The following is a 15605-nucleotide window of genomic DNA, read 5'->3' as shown; positions in this document are numbered from 1 at the left end:
TCCTTCGTCGATGCCAACCAGCCCATTTTCAGGACATTTCTTCCTCCCAATTTCAGCCGGATGGGAATGACACTATCAGGGGGGAGCGGGAGACTTTCAATGCGCGAGACAAGGCGGCGGGTTTGCGCGAGCAAGATTTATCTGTCGGAGTTTAGGGACAAACATCAGCCAGGTTCGTGACAAAACAAAAGGGGCGACAGGTCGCCCCTTTTGCACTTCCTGAACGCGACCTACTTTGCCGGCGTAAACAGCTTCAGCCGAACGTGCCAGGTCACAGCCTGTCCCGGCTTCAGAGTGACCATGCCGGTGTCCACGCCATGCCACTCCTTGCCCCAGGGATCGCCGAAGTTAAACTGCTCCTCAATGGCGGTGAACTCCTTCGTCGGCGGCGCGTACACCTGCACCGTCTTGATCTCCGGCGACATGCCGAGCACGTCGATGCCATAGCTCGATGCCGGGTCGATCAGCTTCACGTCCACTGCGCCATCGGTGCGCTGCAGCTTGGACCAGTTGTCGTCGAGAAAAATATCGTCGAGAGGCCTTCCATCGGGAGCGGTGAAGTCGTACTTCGTGCCTTTGACGGGAACGAGTTTTCCGGTGGGGAAGACGTCGTCGTAGTTATTCACCTCGGCGGTCTGCTCGCCGGGAACATGCAGGCGAACCTGCTTGCGATCGCCACTGGGGATATTGAAGTATGGGTGCCAGCCGATCGCCATGGGCTCAGGCTGATCGCCGACATTCTTCGCGGTGATGGTGGCATCGACCGCGTCGCCGGCAAGCGCAATGGTGAAGGCGAGATCGGTCTTCGATGGCCAGTAGCCTCCGAAGTCGCCGGCGTGGATGGTTCCGGTAACGGTCTGCCCATCCGAGGTGGTCTCGGTCTTCACATCGTCGGTCTTCGAGGCAAGGATGAGGCCGTGCATCGCGTGTGGCTCGGCGCCGGCGTTCTTGCCCTTCCAGTTGGCGGGCAGGTTGATCGTCTTGCCCTTCCAATCGACAGCGATGGTCTTGCCATCCGCTGAGAGCTTGCCGCGAATGCGATTGGGGTAGGGAACGAGGAAGGCTCCGCCCTGCAGGAAGCTGGCATTGCCGTTCTCGTCACCAGTACCGCCATTAAGCTTGGCTGCGGCATCGGCAAGCGGCAGCGTGTAGAACACATCGACATCTCCCTTGCCGGGAACGTTGGCCTTGAGGCTGAACAGGTTCATGCCGCGGCCCGGCAGCACAACGGCCGAGATGAATTCCGGCTTGGCTCCGTTGGAGGTGGGCTTGCGCTCCAGCGTAACGATGTCTTCTCCGCCTATCTGCTGCGGAGCTGTTGCGGCTGGCTGCGGCTGCGTCGTCGCCGACTCGGAAGGAGCGGGCGCCTGTTTGCAGCCGCTGATGGTGAACAATGCGGCCGCGGCGACGGGAAGAAGATGTTGCAGGCGTAAGGACATGAAGTTCGAACCTCGGGTTTTGGTTGTGGGCACAGCAAACGTTTCCAGCGGACCTCGTATCGCCTGTCCATCCAAGGCTCGACGTCCACCAAACAAAAGCGAGCCTATTCTACGACGAAGCGAGCAGATCGCGCTCAACGAGCGGGTTTCGAACGCAGTATTTAGAATCGCTTCGATGGCTGAAACGAAATTCGATGCCGCGAGCGCGCTGGATGCGCTGAATACACGCATCGTGGCCTGCACGCGATGCGAGCGGCTGCGCGAATATGGCGCGCGCATCGCCGCGACCAAACGCCGCGCCTATCTCGATCATGACTATTGGGGTCTGCCGGTGCCTTCTTTCGGAGATCCGAAGGCGCGGGTGTTGCTGGTGGGGTTGGCTCCCGGCGCGCACGGCTCGAACCGCACCGGCCGCCCCTTTACCGGCGACGGCTCCGGCAATTTCCTTTATCCGGTGCTGTACGAGGCAGGCTTCGCTTCACAGCCAACGGCAACCGGGAGAGACGACGGCATGAAGCTGCGCGATGCGCGGATCACCTCGGTCGTACGCTGCGCACCGCCGGACAACAAGCCGCTGCCGCAGGAGCTCGCCAACTGCGCGCCTTATCTCGACGAAGAAATAGCCGCGCTCAGGAATTTGCGGGTGATCGTCGCGCTGGGAAAGATCGGCTTTGACGGGGTAGTGCAGCACCTCATCCGCACCGGACAGATTGCCCGGCGCGGCGAGCTGCAATTTGCGCACGGAGCGGAGTTCGCCATTCCGGGTGCACGATTTCTTCTCGCCACGTATCATCCATCGCTGCAAAACACCAACACCGGCAGGCTCACCGCACCGATGTTTTATGCCATCTTCCGCAGAGCCCGCGAGCTCGCTGGGCTGAAATAAAGCAGTACGGGCATCTTCCTGCGCGAGATATCGCATCTGTGGGAGAAGCTTCTAGAAAGCGGAGGAAGAGCGATGACTATTTTGGTTGTGATTTTGATCCTGCTGCTGATCGGTGCATTTCCCTCGTGGCCTTACAGCCGTAGCTGGGGCTACTATCCGAGCGGCGGACTGGGCCTGATCGTGTTGATCCTGGTGATCCTGCTGCTGCTTCATGTTGTGTAATCACGTTGTGTAGATACGGTCGCCTGGTTCTTTCGACGTCAGCGCGCATGCGGCGCACAGCGAAAAGATTCGGTCCGGTCGCGAAGCTCCCATCACGGGTGAGTTTCTAAAGCTGGACCGGTCTTTTCCGATTTTCTGACTCGAGTGATTGGCCATTCCGCAGGAAGGATGGAATGGAGCGGGAGACCGGGATCGAACCGGCGACATTCAGCTTGGGAAGCTGACGTTCTACCACTGAACTACTCCCGCAATTCAAGGGCGTTGCGCCCTGTCCTCATTACTATTCATATTAACTCTCGTAGTCAAGCCAAGCGGCAGCGCCGATCGCCCTGTTGTGTCGTCCTCGATTGCAAAGCGAGTGCCTCACGAGGTTCTTACAATCGGATGAGACTGCTCTTTCCGATGACTTCAAATTCAAGTGCCGCTTCGCCGCGATGACGCCGATTTCGCGTTCGACTCTTCGCTATTCTTGTTCTTGAAGCGGGGAATACGTGGTCAAGCTGTTTTCGATCGTTCTGCTGTTCTTGCTCGGCGTCTTCAACTCACCGGCCCAGACGCCAGAGGATTCTCCCGAGTCCACCTCTTCCGACATCGTCCTCGATCATTTCGACCACTCCAAGAACCTTCATCATTGGAGCTTTTCGAATGGGCCGGAGTTTCCCGGAAGTGACGGATCGCTTTCGCTGGGACGTGCAGAAGCCGGGTCAGATGGTCCCGAGGAAAACGGACGCCACGCCATCCTCACCTATCGATTTACCTGTTCTGACAGAGCACATTGCGGGCATTATGTCGCCGCAACCTGGACGGCGCCTGCTCCGATTGAAGTGAAGCCGGGCGCTGCATTGACTGTGTGGACGCGTTTTTCGCCGGATGTTGATTTCACGGTGCGGGTGCAGGATCTGAGTGGCCAAACGCTGCAGTTCTCCGCGAATGGTTTCACGCTGGAGCACCAAGAAGGCGGAGAAGGACAGCGAATTGTTATCCCAATCACCGGTCATACGGATGCCCATTGGGGCGGAGCGAATAGCGGACAACTGCAGGGCAAGATCGTCTCCATCGCGATCCTCGCCAACGCGCGTTACCCTCGTCCGGCTCAGGGACAGATGGAGTTCGACGACCTGCGACTGATCTCGACTGCTGGCTCCGCTCTTAGTTTCGATCCTGCGGCTGCGCTCAGTGCCGCTCCAGAGAGTGCAGGCGAGCTGCGGCCCAGGCTGGGAGTCGACATTCACTTTCTGAGCAATGACGCCCTCCTCGATCGCGCACGAGCTGCCGGCTTCAGCTTTGTGCGCATGGATCTGCCCTGGGCGCGGCTGGAGAAGGACGGACAATACGACTTCACGCCCTTCGACGCATTGATGCAGTCGCTCGAAGCCCGGTACATGGGTGTGCTGTGGCTGCTCGCCTACGGTCATCCCGATCACGGCGGATCGTCACCGCAGACGCCCGAGGACATCGCGACCTACGCTCGCTACGCCGCCGCGGTGGTTGCTCATTATCGCGGACACCATGTCCGCTACGAGATCTGGAATGAACCGAACCAGAAGAAGTTTCTGGCGAACTCGACTGTCTATCCAGACCTGCTGCGTGCCGCGCTCGATGCCATTCGCCGCGAAGATCCGGCGGCTCAGGTCAGCACCGGAGGCACCTCCGGATTCGATCTTCCATTTATCAGCCACATGCTGGATTCGGGTTCCGCACAAAAGGCGAGTGCGATAGCGGTGCATCCCTATCGGGACGCGGCGCCGGAGACACTGCCCGCGGACTTGATTGCCCTGAAAGATCTCGTGGCCGGTTCGACAGGGCAGTCGCTGCCTGTGTGGGAAACGGAGTGGGGCTACGCGTCGTACGCGCGCGCGGACGACGCTCGCAGCGATGGTCATAGCGATGCCGGTCAACGAAAGCAAGCCATCCTCGCTGTCCGCGAGTGTCTCACGACATGGGCGCTCGGACTGCCTGTCGCCGTCTGGTATGACCTGCGCGACGACGGCCAGAACGCATTGAATCAGGAACACAACTTCGGGCTGCTTCATCGCGATGGCAGCGATAAACCGGCGATGCAAGCCTTGCAGGCGCTCTCGAAAGTCGCCGCGAATCGTCGTTACGTTGGGCTGGTGCGCGATGTGCCGTCAGGCTTGCATGCCATGCGTCTCGATGGTCCCGAGGATTCCGTCTTCGTCCTGTGGAGCGAGAACGAGGCATCCGCGCGAATGCAGTTTTCTTCCGGCCAGGTGCTGTCTTTCAGCAATATGTTCGGTGAGCCGATGACGGCGGCGAGTAACGAAAACGATCAGAAGGAAATCGATTTGAACGAATCGATGGGACCGGTTTACGCGCGCTTCAAGCGGCAGTAATCGTCTCGATTACTGGACGAGCAGTCACTGGACAAGCAGTTCGAGGTTCGCCGGGTCGAGGATGGTGAAGGCCACGCCGTGGCGGCTGATGAGGTGATCGCGTTCGAACTGGTTCAGCAGGCGAGTCACCGTTTCGCGCGAGATCCCCGCCATATTCGCCAGCTCCTCATGGGTGAGCGCCATGGTAAAGCGAAGCTCCGGCTTGCCGCAGGAGGAACCCTGCGCCCACTCCAGCAACAGCTGGCTCAACCTTCCGGCGGCCGATCCTGAGAGCGCCAGGCGGCGCGCGTCGAGAAATACTTCGCGATATTCCTTGGCGATTACCTTCGCCGAATTCTGTCCCACTTCGCCATGCTCTTCGAGAAACTGCAGAAACTCTGTGCGATGCACGCTCTTCACGCGGGTCGGCTCCAGCGTCTCGGCGGTTACCTCATAGGGCAGGTCATTCAGCGTCGCGCTGAGCCCCAGAACATCTCCCGGCCCGGCGATGCGGAGGATCATGGTTCGACCCTCTTTGGAGGTAGTGGATAGCTTCAACTGGCCGGTGCAGATCACAAAAATGCTGCGTGGGCGCTGGCCTTCCTCGAATACGATGGTGCGGCCGGGAAATGCGGCGTGAACTCCGAGCCCTTCGAAGCGCTGCAGGGTTGCACCGCTCAAGTTGCAGAAGAGCCGTAACGAACGGTATTCACATTCCTGGCAGCTCTCGCCGGGCATCCGGGAGCCAGCTTGCATAGGGTCACCGAGTAAGAGGTTCGATTACTTTCATCCTCCTCTTTCGGGTAGCTTAATGCAATCTGTATTTGACGTGTTGGCAGCTCTCGCGCCCCATGCCGTCTACGCGCTAATGGGTAGATCTCCGGCGTGCAATGGACTGGAAAGGCAGCGCATCTGCTGACCCGCCGGTCTCCAGGTTTCAACCGCCCAGTGAGCGGCGCAATCCGGACAGAACCAGATCAAGGGCCGCCGCGCTCCTCGAAACTGCTCGCCTGCTGCTTCCCCGCAGTCGATACAGTGCAGGCTTCCGCCCCTGAAATATTTGGATTCAGAGGAACAATTGGGATTCGCGCAATGCATGGGTACTCCTCATCAATCGCCAGGAAACGGACGGCCCGGAGGCCATCGGATTAGTCCCAATGGCTATGCCAGAACGGCTAGGCCTTGATCGCTATGCCTTGATCGCTAGGCCAGGACCACGAGCTCTTCCTTCCTGGCCTTGGTCCTGTGCGTCTCACGCGGTTCATGCCGGAAGCCTAAGACAGGGCAGCCCGCGGCAGAGAGCACTTTATAGGCGGTGCTGTCCCGGAACGGCCAGAAAGGAAAGGCCGTATCCACTCCAAGTACGATCCAGTCGGCCTGGATGTTAAATGCGGTGTGAAGAATCTCTTCTACGCGGCCGCCGCAGACGACAAGAGTGTGAATCGGCGGTACAAGATCGGCGCCGTTGGGCGCGAGAGCAGAGAGCTCCGTCTTGGCCCAGGCCAGCGTGCGTTCTGAAGCTTCCTCGGAGTCCGGGTCGAGCACATGGAGCAGGGTGAGCTCTGCCCGATTTGCCTGGGCCAGGTCCATGGCGAATTGAGCGGTCCTGCGATAGTCGCCGCGCAACGATACCGGGTGAAGAATCCTGCGTGGAGTGGCGTGATCGGGATTCTGGCGCGCGCGCGGGCCCACGGCCAAAACCGGAATATTCACATTGCGGAGGATTTCGTCGGCAACCGAGCCCAGCACCATCTGAGCCAGTTTTTTGCGGCCGTGGGTTCCCATAATGAGACGATCCGCGCGCGTTATCTTGATGACCTCCTGAACGACGTCGGCGGGAAATCCGTGCTCCGCGATCACATCGCAGGAAACTCCGCAGCTTTGAATCTTCGCGGCGATGCCGAGCAGCGTCCGCTGTACGTCGTCATCAATTTTTTCCTGATCGGCATAGTCGATCATTCCTGCTTCTGTGGGCAGAAGGTTCGCCGGCAGGATAGCGTGCACCAGCGTTACGTGGGCATTGCTGGCCTTAGCCTGTGCAATGACATGCGGAAGCAAAAAATCGGCGTCGGTCAGGTCTGTGGCCATGACAATCTGATCGGGTGCGGCGAGGATTCTATTTTCAAAACGGCTTTCGATGCGAGTCTGCATGGTGATCTCCTGCAAGCATCCTCAATATGCGCTTCAAAGGGGGGACGGCGCAGTGACCGGAGTCACGACAGCTTGTGACGGTCATCACAGCCCGGCTGCCGCTTGCCCTCGACGCTCCGCGATCTCTTCAACGCGGTGTAACAGGATCTTGTCCAGGCACCCCGCAGTTCTCATGGCTTTTCGTCAAATTCGGTTTACATGCGATACTCCAAGAGGAATGTATAAGCGCGTCGTTCTCAAACTGTCTGGCGAAGCCCTGGCTGCAGGTAAGGGTTTCGGCGTCGATGTCATCCGGGTTCATGAGATTGCAGCCGAGATTGCCGAGGTTCACGCGCTCGGCGTCGAACTGGCCATCGTAGTTGGCGGCGGCAATTTTTTTCGCGGCGTAGCGGAGCAGGCCAAGGCCATGGACCGCGTCTCGGCGGACAACATGGGCATGCTGGCCACCGTCATCAATGCGTTGGCCGTTCAGGATGCGATCGAGAAGCGGGGATTGCACTGCCGGGTCATGTCGGCCATCGAGATGAACCAGGTGGCTGAACCGTATATCCGCCGTCGCGCCATCCGGCATCTGGAAAAGGGCAGAGTCGTCATCTTCGCCGCAGGCACCGGAAATCCGTATTTTTCAACGGACACGGCCGCCTCGCTGCGGGCCATGGAGATCAAGGCAGACGTTCTCCTCAAGGCCACGAAGGTGGAGGGGATTTATGACGCCGATCCGGTAATTACCAAAGATGCCGTGAAATTCGAGCAGATTACGTACATGGAAATCCTGCGCCTCGGGTTAAAGGTGATGGATACCACCGCGGTGAGCCTGTGCAAAGACAACAATCTCCCCATGATCATCTTCAACTTGAACGGGGCGGGAAATATCCGCCGCGTGATTTCCGGCGAAAAAGTCGGTTCGCTGGTAACGGCGTAGGGCTCAGTCCCTTGAGGTCCGGCGCTTCGAGGGTAGCTCTCTGAGTTCGCCCGTCCAACTCGTCCCCCCGCTCATGGAACCCTCCCAGGCCAACAGCAGATCGGCAGCGGTTTCCGCGATCGCCTCCGCGCCGGTGCGAAGAGAGAAGAAGGAGCTGCTCCCGGCGCTCACCGGTCTGCGCTGCTTTGCGGCGCTGAACATCGTCTTCTTTCACTTCTCGAATCCCAAGTGGTTCGGCCCCTTTGCGCCCGTCGTGGATAACGGCTATACGTCGGTCAGCTTCTTTCTGCTGATGTCCGGTTACATTCTGGCTTACAACTACGCGGATCGCGCGGCGGCTGGACAGCTCGACAAGCGCAACTTCTGGATCGCCCGCTTCTCTCGGCTCTATCCGGTCTATGTTTTCGCCCTCCTGCTTTCGCTGGGCATGCTGGTCATGGAATGGCAGGCGCGCAGCCATGCTCAATTTGCGCTGGGAGTCGTCCTGACTCCGCTTCTGCTGCAGGCATGGAGCCCGATGCTGGCGACCTTCTGGAATACGCCGGCGTGGACCATGTGTACAGAGGCCTTCTTCTATCTGATCTTCCCAGCCGTAATCCTGTGGAAGCGGCCCAGGAGAATCTGGCCGCTATTAGGAGTCTTGGCCGGGCTGTGGCTTTTGGGCATGGTGCTGCCCAGCCTTTATATGTGGCTCCATCCGGATGGCGACCTGCATCCCGGCCGCTATACGGACGGCTTTTGGATACGCGCGCTGAAATTCACTCCTCCGCCGCACGTGCCGGCGTTTCTCTTCGGTATCGCGCTGGCCGATTTGGACGGAATGATTCCCCGATCCAGCTGGCGGCGGCTTCTCTTCGGCGTGGCAGGAATGGCGGGTCTCTACACCATCCTTTATTTTGGAGACCGGATGCCGTATCCGCTCATGCATGACGGTCTGCTGATGCCGCTCTTCGGCCTAGCTATCCTGGGCCTGGCCGGACACAACCTGATTGCCCGGTTCTTCGGCTTTCCACTCTTCGTAGCCATCGGCCGGGCCAGCTATTGCCTGTACATCATCCACTTCAATCTCTGGAACCTGATCCACGACTCCCATATTCTCGATCGGCTGCATCTGGCGAAATTCGACCCGTGGCTGAGCTACTTCCTGCTGGTTTCGGGTGCGATCCTGGTGATGCTCTCAGTGGAGCGGCCATGCCAGCGCTGGATTCGTAGCTGGGCTCTGAAGCGGACTTAGTCATCGAATCTATTCCTCCGCTTCGATGAGGTGGAGAGCCTGCATCTTCACCGCACACCTCTTATACTGGTTCACATGAGTCAGCTCTTCCTCAATATGATTCGCCGGGGAGAGATCGCCGAGATCGCCGCCGCCGTGGAAGAAACGCCTGAACTGGCGCGGAGCCGCGACGCGCAGGGGGTGTCGGCCTTGCTCTGGTCCGTGTACACCCGCCAGCCACTCATCCGCGACATTCTGCGCGCCCGCGCCGGCGAACTGGATGTACATGAAGCCGCGGCACTGGGCGAATGCGCCCGTCTTCATGAGCTCATCACCGCCGATGCTCTGCAGGCCCGTGCTGTCTCGGCCGATGGCTGGCCTCCGCTGCACCTCTCTGCGGCCTTCGCCACACCGCAGGCGGTCGAGTTCCTCCTTGAGCACGGAGCCCATGTTCACCTGATTTCGCACAATGCCATGCGCAATCAGGCTCTGCATGCCTCCATCGCGTTTGGCAGCTCCATCGAGAGCGCGCGTCTCCTGCTCGAGGCCGGAGCAAACATCAATGCCACGCAGGCTGGCGGATACACTCCGCTGCACCAGGCAGCATCCGCAGGAAATGCCGCAGTCGTGGCTCTGCTGCTCGAATACAAGGCCGACATGGCAGCATGCTGCGACCAAGGTAAAACTGCCTCCGACTATGCTCGCGAGCGCGGACATGAGGATCTAGCGGCTTTTTTGCGCTCTTCTCCTACGTCCTAAGTGGTATATCTGTAAGTCCTTTCCACGACGGGACGCACAACTCCCCGGCTGCTTGAACCTTCTAACGAAGAGCAGTCAGGAGGAGATCAAATGCGTACATGGAAGTTGTTCGCAGTGCCGGTGCTCGCCGCAGCTTTTTTCAGCAATACCTCGCCGGCGCCAGCTCAGATATCGGTCAACATTGGAGTCGCGCCGGTTTGCCCTTACGGCTACTATGATTTCGCGCCCTACAATTGCGCGCCTTACGGCTATTACGGCCCGGAATGGTTCACCGGCGGCGTCTTCATCGGCGCGGGACCGTGGTTTCACGGTCATCACGATTTTTATGGCCACGTGGATAACCACTTCGATCCAAACCATGGCTACCACGGCGCTTTTCCGAACCGCGGCGAACATGCCGATGCGCACCTGATGCAGCACCACGCCGAGAACTTTCACGGCGGCGACTTCCGCGATGGACGAGGCCACGAAGGCCGTCCGCGCTAGACGTCTCCGATAGAAGACCCAGCTAGGAAGGCAGGGCACGGATTCTAGCCCGTGCCCTGCAAACATAGTCTGCGTCCCCCCGCAGACTCTCGCTGGTTCTCGGTATATTAATTTTCCTCAGAAGAATAGATCCACTTTTTCATCCGGCGGTGACGTTTCCCTGGAAATTGGCGCTCCTCCGTGAAAAGGGAAGGGAATCACTGACTTCGCGGAATTCACGCCGCCGGTGATACCTTAATCCCTGGAAGTTACTGCAACCATCTGCACGACTGTATCGTCCATAGGATCACGCAAGTTTTGGCAAAAATAAGTATCTGCAGACAAGATCCGTTCGCCTCTGCTTCCAACTAGGTTTGTATGCATTGCTACGGGACACTCCAAACTGACGCCCGCCGCGGCAGCTATCGGTCTGACCCAAACCTCAACTTCTGACCGCCGCTCTTCTGCCCGAGCCGCGACATTGGTGCACTCAAATTACGATGGAACAAAAGCCGCCAGAGCCGCCCATACCGCCCGATCATCAGCTGCCCAGGACAACCTCCGACCCTAGCCCTAAGCCTCCCGTTAAGAAACGGCGGCAATGGCTTTGGATCATTCTGTTGCTGGTCTTTGCCGGGATTTTGTTTCTCATCCTGCGCCATCATGACGACACTACGAAGTCGGCTGCTGCCGGCGGCGGTCGTCATGGCTTTGGCGGGCCGGTGACACTGACGGTTGCCACCGCCCAGAAAGGCGACATAGGGGTTTACCTCGAAGCCATCGGGACGGTTACTCCGGTCTATACCGCGTCAATCTACAACCAGGTCACCGGCGTCATCACCGAGGTTCATTATCGTGAAGGGCAGACGGTGCAGAAGGGCGCGCCGCTGGTCGACATCGATCCCCGCCAGTTCCAGGCTAATGTGGAGACCGCCGAGGGCGCTCTGGCCCGCGATACTCAGCTGCTGGCTCAGGCGAAAATGGACCTTGAACGCTATCAGGCTGCATGGGCGAAGAATGCCATCGCCAAGCAGCAGCTTGACGACCAGGAGAAGCTGGTTGCGCAGGACGAAGGACTGGTGAAATCCGACCAGGGAACGCTGGACTTCGACAAGGTGCAGCTGGCTTATTGCCATATCGTCGCGCCGTTCACCGGCCGCGTCGGTCTGCGACTCGTCGACCCCGGCAACCTGGTTCAGTCGAGCGGCAGCCAGGTGCTCGCCGTCGTTACTCAGATTCAGCCCATCACCGTCGTCTTTACTCTCGCCGAAGATCATCTTTCCCAGGTACTGGCTCAGATGAGAACCGGGGCGCATCTTGCCGTTGAGGCCTACGACCGCGATCAGACCGCGAAGCTGGCTACCGGGGTGCTTACTGCTCTCGACAACCAGATCGACACCACCACCGGCACCGTCAAGCTCCGCGCGCAGTTCGACAACCGCACGAACATCCTCTTTCCGAATGAGTTCGTGAACACCCGGCTGCTCGTAACTACCGAACACAACATGACGCTCATTCCGGATTCCGCCATCCAGCACAACGGGACGGAAGCTTTTGTATACGTGATTGCGCCCGCACCGCCGGGAGGCAAGGGGCACACTCAGCCCGCCGCCGGTTCGGACAACGCGCCTGAGAGTGCGCCTGCCGACAACTCCGCAAAGGGCGGTAGCGCCAATGCAAGCGCTCCCAAGGGGCCCAGCTATATCGCGAAGAAGCAGGACGTGAAGACCGGGACCTCCGATCATGGCATCACGGCCGTCGAGGGCATCAATCCCGGTGACAGGATTGCGACCAGCAGCTTTGAGAAGTTGCAGCCCGGCTCCAAGGTGATCATCTCCACCAAGACCGTCCCCTCGAGCGATAGCGAGAACCCCAGCGAGAGCAGCGCCCCGTGAGTCCGTCCCGCCCATTTATTCTGCGGCCTGTAGCAACCTCATTGCTGATGGCCGCGATCCTGCTCGTTGGTCTGGTCTCCTTCACGCAGCTACCGGTTTCGGCGCTGCCTGAGGTGGACTACCCGACCATCCAGGTGGTCACCTTCTATCCCGGCGCGAGCCCCGATGTGATGGCGACAACCGTGACCGCTCCGCTCGAGCGGCAGTTCGGCGAGATGCAGGGGCTTAGCCAGATGACCTCCACCAGTTCGGGTGGAACATCGGTCGTGGTCCTGCAATTCAGCCTCACACTGGATATCGACGTCGCAGAAGAAGAGGTCCAGGCTGCGATCAACGCGGCGCAAAGCCTGCTGCCTTCGCTTCTGCCCGCGCCACCGGTCTACAGCAAGACCAATCCGGCCGATGCACCGGTCCTCACCCTGGCGATCACCTCCAAGGCCATTCCTCTGCCGCAGGTCGAGGATCTGGTGGACACGCGTCTCGCGCCCAAGATTTCGCAGCTCAACGGCGTTGGCCTGGTGAGCATCAGCGGTGGACAGAAGCCTGCTGTCCGCATTCAGGTCAATCCCGCGCAGCTCTCCAACTACGGCGTCAACATGGAGGACGTGCGCACGGCACTGGTAAATTCCAGCGTGAATGCGGCCAAGGGCAACTTCGACGGTCTGCGCCAGGACTATCAGATTGACGCCAATGACCAGCTTGAAACCAGCGACGACTATAAGAATGTCGTCGTTGCTTATCGCAACAGCGCGCCGATCTTTCTCAAAAATGTAGCCAGCGTCGTCGATGGCGTAGAAAACAGCAAGCAGGCCGCGTGGATGAACCAGACCCCGGCGGTCATTCTCAACGTCCAGCGACAACCCGGCGCGAATACCATCAGCGTCGTCAAGAGCATCAAGAAGCTTCTGCCCCAGCTGCAGGCCAACCTGCCGGCGGGCATCGACATCACCACGCTCACCGATCTCACCACCTCCATCCAGGCTTCGGTGGATGATGTCGAGTTCGAGATGATGCTCACCATCGCGCTGGTTGTGATGGTCATCTTCCTTTTCCTGCGCAACCTTTACGCCACCATCATTCCCAGCATCGCTGTGCCGTTGTCGCTCGTCGGCACCTTCGGCGTGATGTACGTGCTTGGCTACAGCCTGGACAATCTTTCGCTCATGGCGCTCACTATCTCGACCGGCTTCGTCGTCGACGATGCCATCGTCATGATCGAGAACATCTCGCGCTATCTCGAAGAGGGCGATTCGCCCATGCAGGCCGCGCTCAAGGGGGCCGGGCAGATTGGCTTCACGATCGTCTCGCTGACCGTCTCGCTGATTGCCGTGCTCATCCCCTTGCTTTTCATGGGAGACGTCGTCGGCCGGCTGTTCCGCGAGTTCGCCGTCACTCTCGCCGTGACCATCATCATCTCGGCGGTGGTCTCGCTGACCCTCACCCCGATGATGTGCTCGCGCATCCTGCGTCATAATCCTGAGGCGCAGCAGGGCCGCTTCTATCGCGCATCGGAACGCGTTTTTGAGAGCATGATCGCGTTCTACGGCCGGACTCTGAAGTTTGTTCTCAGATTTCAGGTCATTACTTTGCTGGTCGCGCTGGGCACGCTGGTTCTTACCATCCTGCTGTACATCGCCATCCCCAAAGGCTTTTTCCCGGTGCAGGATACGGGCGTGATCCAAGGCATCTCCCAGGCTCCGCAATCGATCTCCTTCGAGTCGATGAGGCAGCAGCAGCAGGAGCTGGCGAAGATCATCCTGGCTGATCCGGCTGTGGAGAGCCTGTCTTCATTCATCGGAGCTGATGGCACCAACACCACGCTTAATAGCGGCCGCTTCTCCATCAATCTGAAGCCGCTCAATCAGCGCGACCTCAGCGCCGCCGATGTCATCCGCCGCCTGCAAAACAAGCTTGCCGACATCCATGGCATCAAGCTCTACATGCAGCCGGTGCAGAACATCACGGTCGACGACCGTGTCACCCGCACCCAGTATCAGTACACACTGGAAGATCCCAACCTCGACGAACTGAATGAGTGGACCAACCGCTTCGTGGCCAAGCTGCAGAAGCTGCCCGAGCTTGAGGATGTCGCCACCGACCAGCAGACGGGCGCCAGCGCCGTTTCCTTGATGATCGATCGGGTTACCGCTTCACGACTGGGCATCGCGCCGGGCACCGTGGATAACACGCTTTACGACGCATTCGGCCAGCGACAGATCAGCACCATGTACACGCAGCTGAATCAATACCACGTGATCCTCGAAGCTCTGCCTGATTTCCAGCAGGATCCGAAGCAGCTGAGCAATCTTTACATCAAGTCGGGAGCGTCTTCCGGCACCAGCGGTCCCGGGGCCGCGACCTCTTTCGCCGCATCGGGTTCAGTCTCTGCCGGCTCCAATGCCACTACTTCGTCGGTGCTCTATACTCCCTCATCGAGCGTCTTCACGCCGCCCACGAAGATCCTGACCCCGGTCACCACCACGTCAAACACGGCAAGCTCCTCGGCTGGCCCGAGCGCGGTGCCTCTGAGCGCCTTCACTCATTACCAGACCACCACCGAAGCGCTCTCGATCAATCACCAGGGACAGTTCCCCGCGGTGACGATCTCCTTCAATCTCGGTCCCAACGCGGCCTTGGGAAGCGCCATCACCGATATCGATAAGACCGCCGCCGACATGCACTTCCCGGCCAGCCTGCAGGCAGATTTCCAGGGCACGGCGGCATCCTTCCGCAACTCGCTCTCGAATGAAGCCTTGCTCATCCTGGCGGCGCTGGTCACCGTCTATATCGTGCTCGGCGTGCTGTACGAGAGCTTCATTCACCCGATCACGATTCTTTCCACGCTGCCCTCGGCAGGCGTGGGCGCGCTGCTCGCGCTTATGCTCTTCCATCAGGACCTGAGCGTGGTGGCCATCATTGGCATCATTCTGCTCATCGGCATCGTGAAGAAGAACGGCATCATGATCGTCGACTTCGCACTTGAAGCCGAGCGCGAGCGTGGGCTGAGTTCGACCGACGCCATTTATGAGGCCAGCCTGCTGCGCTTCCGCCCCATCATGATGACTACCATGGCCGCGCTGCTGGGAGGCATTCCGCTGGCCTTCGGCAGCGGCATCGGTTCCGAGCTGCGCCGTCCTCTCGGTATTTCGATGGTTGGCGGATTGCTGCTCAGCCAGGTGCTCACGCTTTACACGACGCCGGTCATCTATATTTTCTTCGACAACCTGGCGCAGAGGCTTTCCGGCAAGCGCGGAAAGAATGCCGCGCATCCGCAGGCGGCTCCGGCCGGCGGCCCTGAAACAGGAGAGGCGCAGGCTTAG

The 15605-nt window shown here is 59.5% G+C and carries 12 protein-coding genes and 1 tRNA gene; 9 read left to right on the top strand and 4 right to left on the bottom strand.

Annotation, left to right across the window (positions count from 1 at the left end; genetic code table 11):
• Positions 1 to 230: 230 nt before the first annotated feature.
• The gene (locus XX99_RS25035; RefSeq protein ID WP_231581612.1) at positions 231 to 1472 is read right to left on the bottom strand and encodes an aldose 1-epimerase; all 1242 of its coding nucleotides are present in this window, start codon (positions 1470 to 1472) and stop codon (positions 231 to 233) included.
• A 142-nt stretch (positions 1473 to 1614) separates the two neighbouring features.
• On the opposite strand from XX99_RS25035, the gene XX99_RS25030 reads away from it, so the two are divergent.
• A complete protein-coding gene (locus XX99_RS25030; protein WP_050062416.1) occupies positions 1615 to 2325 on the top strand; it encodes a uracil-DNA glycosylase in 711 nt (236 codons plus the stop codon).
• A 72-nt stretch (positions 2326 to 2397) separates the two neighbouring features.
• Entirely contained in the window at positions 2398 to 2547 is a 150-nt protein-coding gene (locus tag XX99_RS27010; protein ID WP_082125957.1) for a DUF3309 domain-containing protein, read from the top strand.
• A gap of 174 nt (positions 2548 to 2721) precedes the next feature.
• Here XX99_RS27010 and XX99_RS25025 read toward each other — a convergent pair.
• A tRNA-Gly gene (locus XX99_RS25025) sits at positions 2722 to 2796 on the bottom strand.
• 242 nt (positions 2797 to 3038) lie between these two features.
• Between XX99_RS25025 and XX99_RS25020 the strand changes: the two genes are divergently transcribed.
• On the top strand, positions 3039 to 4901 hold the full coding sequence (locus XX99_RS25020; protein ID WP_050062135.1) for a glycoside hydrolase family protein: 1863 nt from the start codon (positions 3039 to 3041) through the stop codon (positions 4899 to 4901).
• Between the two features lie 24 nt (positions 4902 to 4925).
• On the opposite strand, the gene XX99_RS25015 is transcribed toward XX99_RS25020, so the two are convergent.
• Both XX99_RS25015 and XX99_RS25010 read right to left on the bottom strand, forming a co-directional pair.
• The gene (locus tag XX99_RS25015) at positions 4926 to 5636 is read right to left on the bottom strand and encodes a Crp/Fnr family transcriptional regulator (RefSeq protein WP_231581611.1); all 711 of its coding nucleotides are present in this window, start codon (positions 5634 to 5636) and stop codon (positions 4926 to 4928) included.
• Positions 5637 to 6083: 447 nt separating this feature from the next.
• Entirely contained in the window at positions 6084 to 7031 is a 948-nt protein-coding gene (locus XX99_RS25010) for a universal stress protein (protein ID WP_156186209.1), read from the bottom strand.
• 217 nt (positions 7032 to 7248) lie between these two features.
• Here XX99_RS25010 and pyrH point away from each other — a divergent pair, with 217 nt between their 5' ends.
• The 6 genes from pyrH to XX99_RS24980 all read left to right on the top strand — a co-directional run bounded on the left by pyrH (position 7249) and on the right by XX99_RS24980 (position 15605).
• The gene (pyrH, locus tag XX99_RS25005) at positions 7249 to 7953 is read left to right on the top strand and encodes a UMP kinase (protein WP_050062133.1); all 705 of its coding nucleotides are present in this window, start codon (positions 7249 to 7251) and stop codon (positions 7951 to 7953) included.
• A 73-nt stretch (positions 7954 to 8026) separates the two neighbouring features.
• On the top strand, positions 8027 to 9187 hold the full coding sequence (locus tag XX99_RS25000) for an acyltransferase family protein (RefSeq protein ID WP_082125956.1): 1161 nt from the start codon (positions 8027 to 8029) through the stop codon (positions 9185 to 9187).
• Positions 9188 to 9262: 75 nt separating this feature from the next.
• Complete coding sequence (locus XX99_RS24995) at positions 9263 to 9925, top strand: ankyrin repeat domain-containing protein (protein ID WP_082125955.1); 663 nt, start codon at positions 9263 to 9265, stop codon at positions 9923 to 9925.
• 90 nt (positions 9926 to 10015) lie between these two features.
• Positions 10016 to 10411 (top strand): hypothetical protein, encoded by a 396-nt coding sequence (locus tag XX99_RS24990; RefSeq protein WP_050062130.1) that lies wholly within the window; start codon positions 10016 to 10018, stop codon positions 10409 to 10411.
• Between the two features lie 479 nt (positions 10412 to 10890).
• Positions 10891 to 12285, top strand: a complete 1395-nt coding sequence (locus tag XX99_RS24985) for an efflux RND transporter periplasmic adaptor subunit (protein WP_050062129.1) — start codon at positions 10891 to 10893, stop codon at positions 12283 to 12285.
• The gene (locus XX99_RS24980; protein WP_050062128.1) at positions 12282 to 15605 is read left to right on the top strand and encodes an efflux RND transporter permease subunit; all 3324 of its coding nucleotides are present in this window, start codon (positions 12282 to 12284) and stop codon (positions 15603 to 15605) included. The genes XX99_RS24985 and XX99_RS24980 overlap by 4 nt, the downstream gene beginning before the upstream one ends.

Origin of the sequence: Silvibacterium bohemicum (genome assembly GCF_001006305.1) — a bacterium.
Classification (GTDB): Bacteria; Acidobacteriota; Terriglobia; order Terriglobales; family Acidobacteriaceae; genus Silvibacterium; species Silvibacterium bohemicum.
The sequence above is the reverse complement of the archived record's forward strand: the minus strand, read 5'-3'. Positions and strand labels throughout refer to the sequence as shown.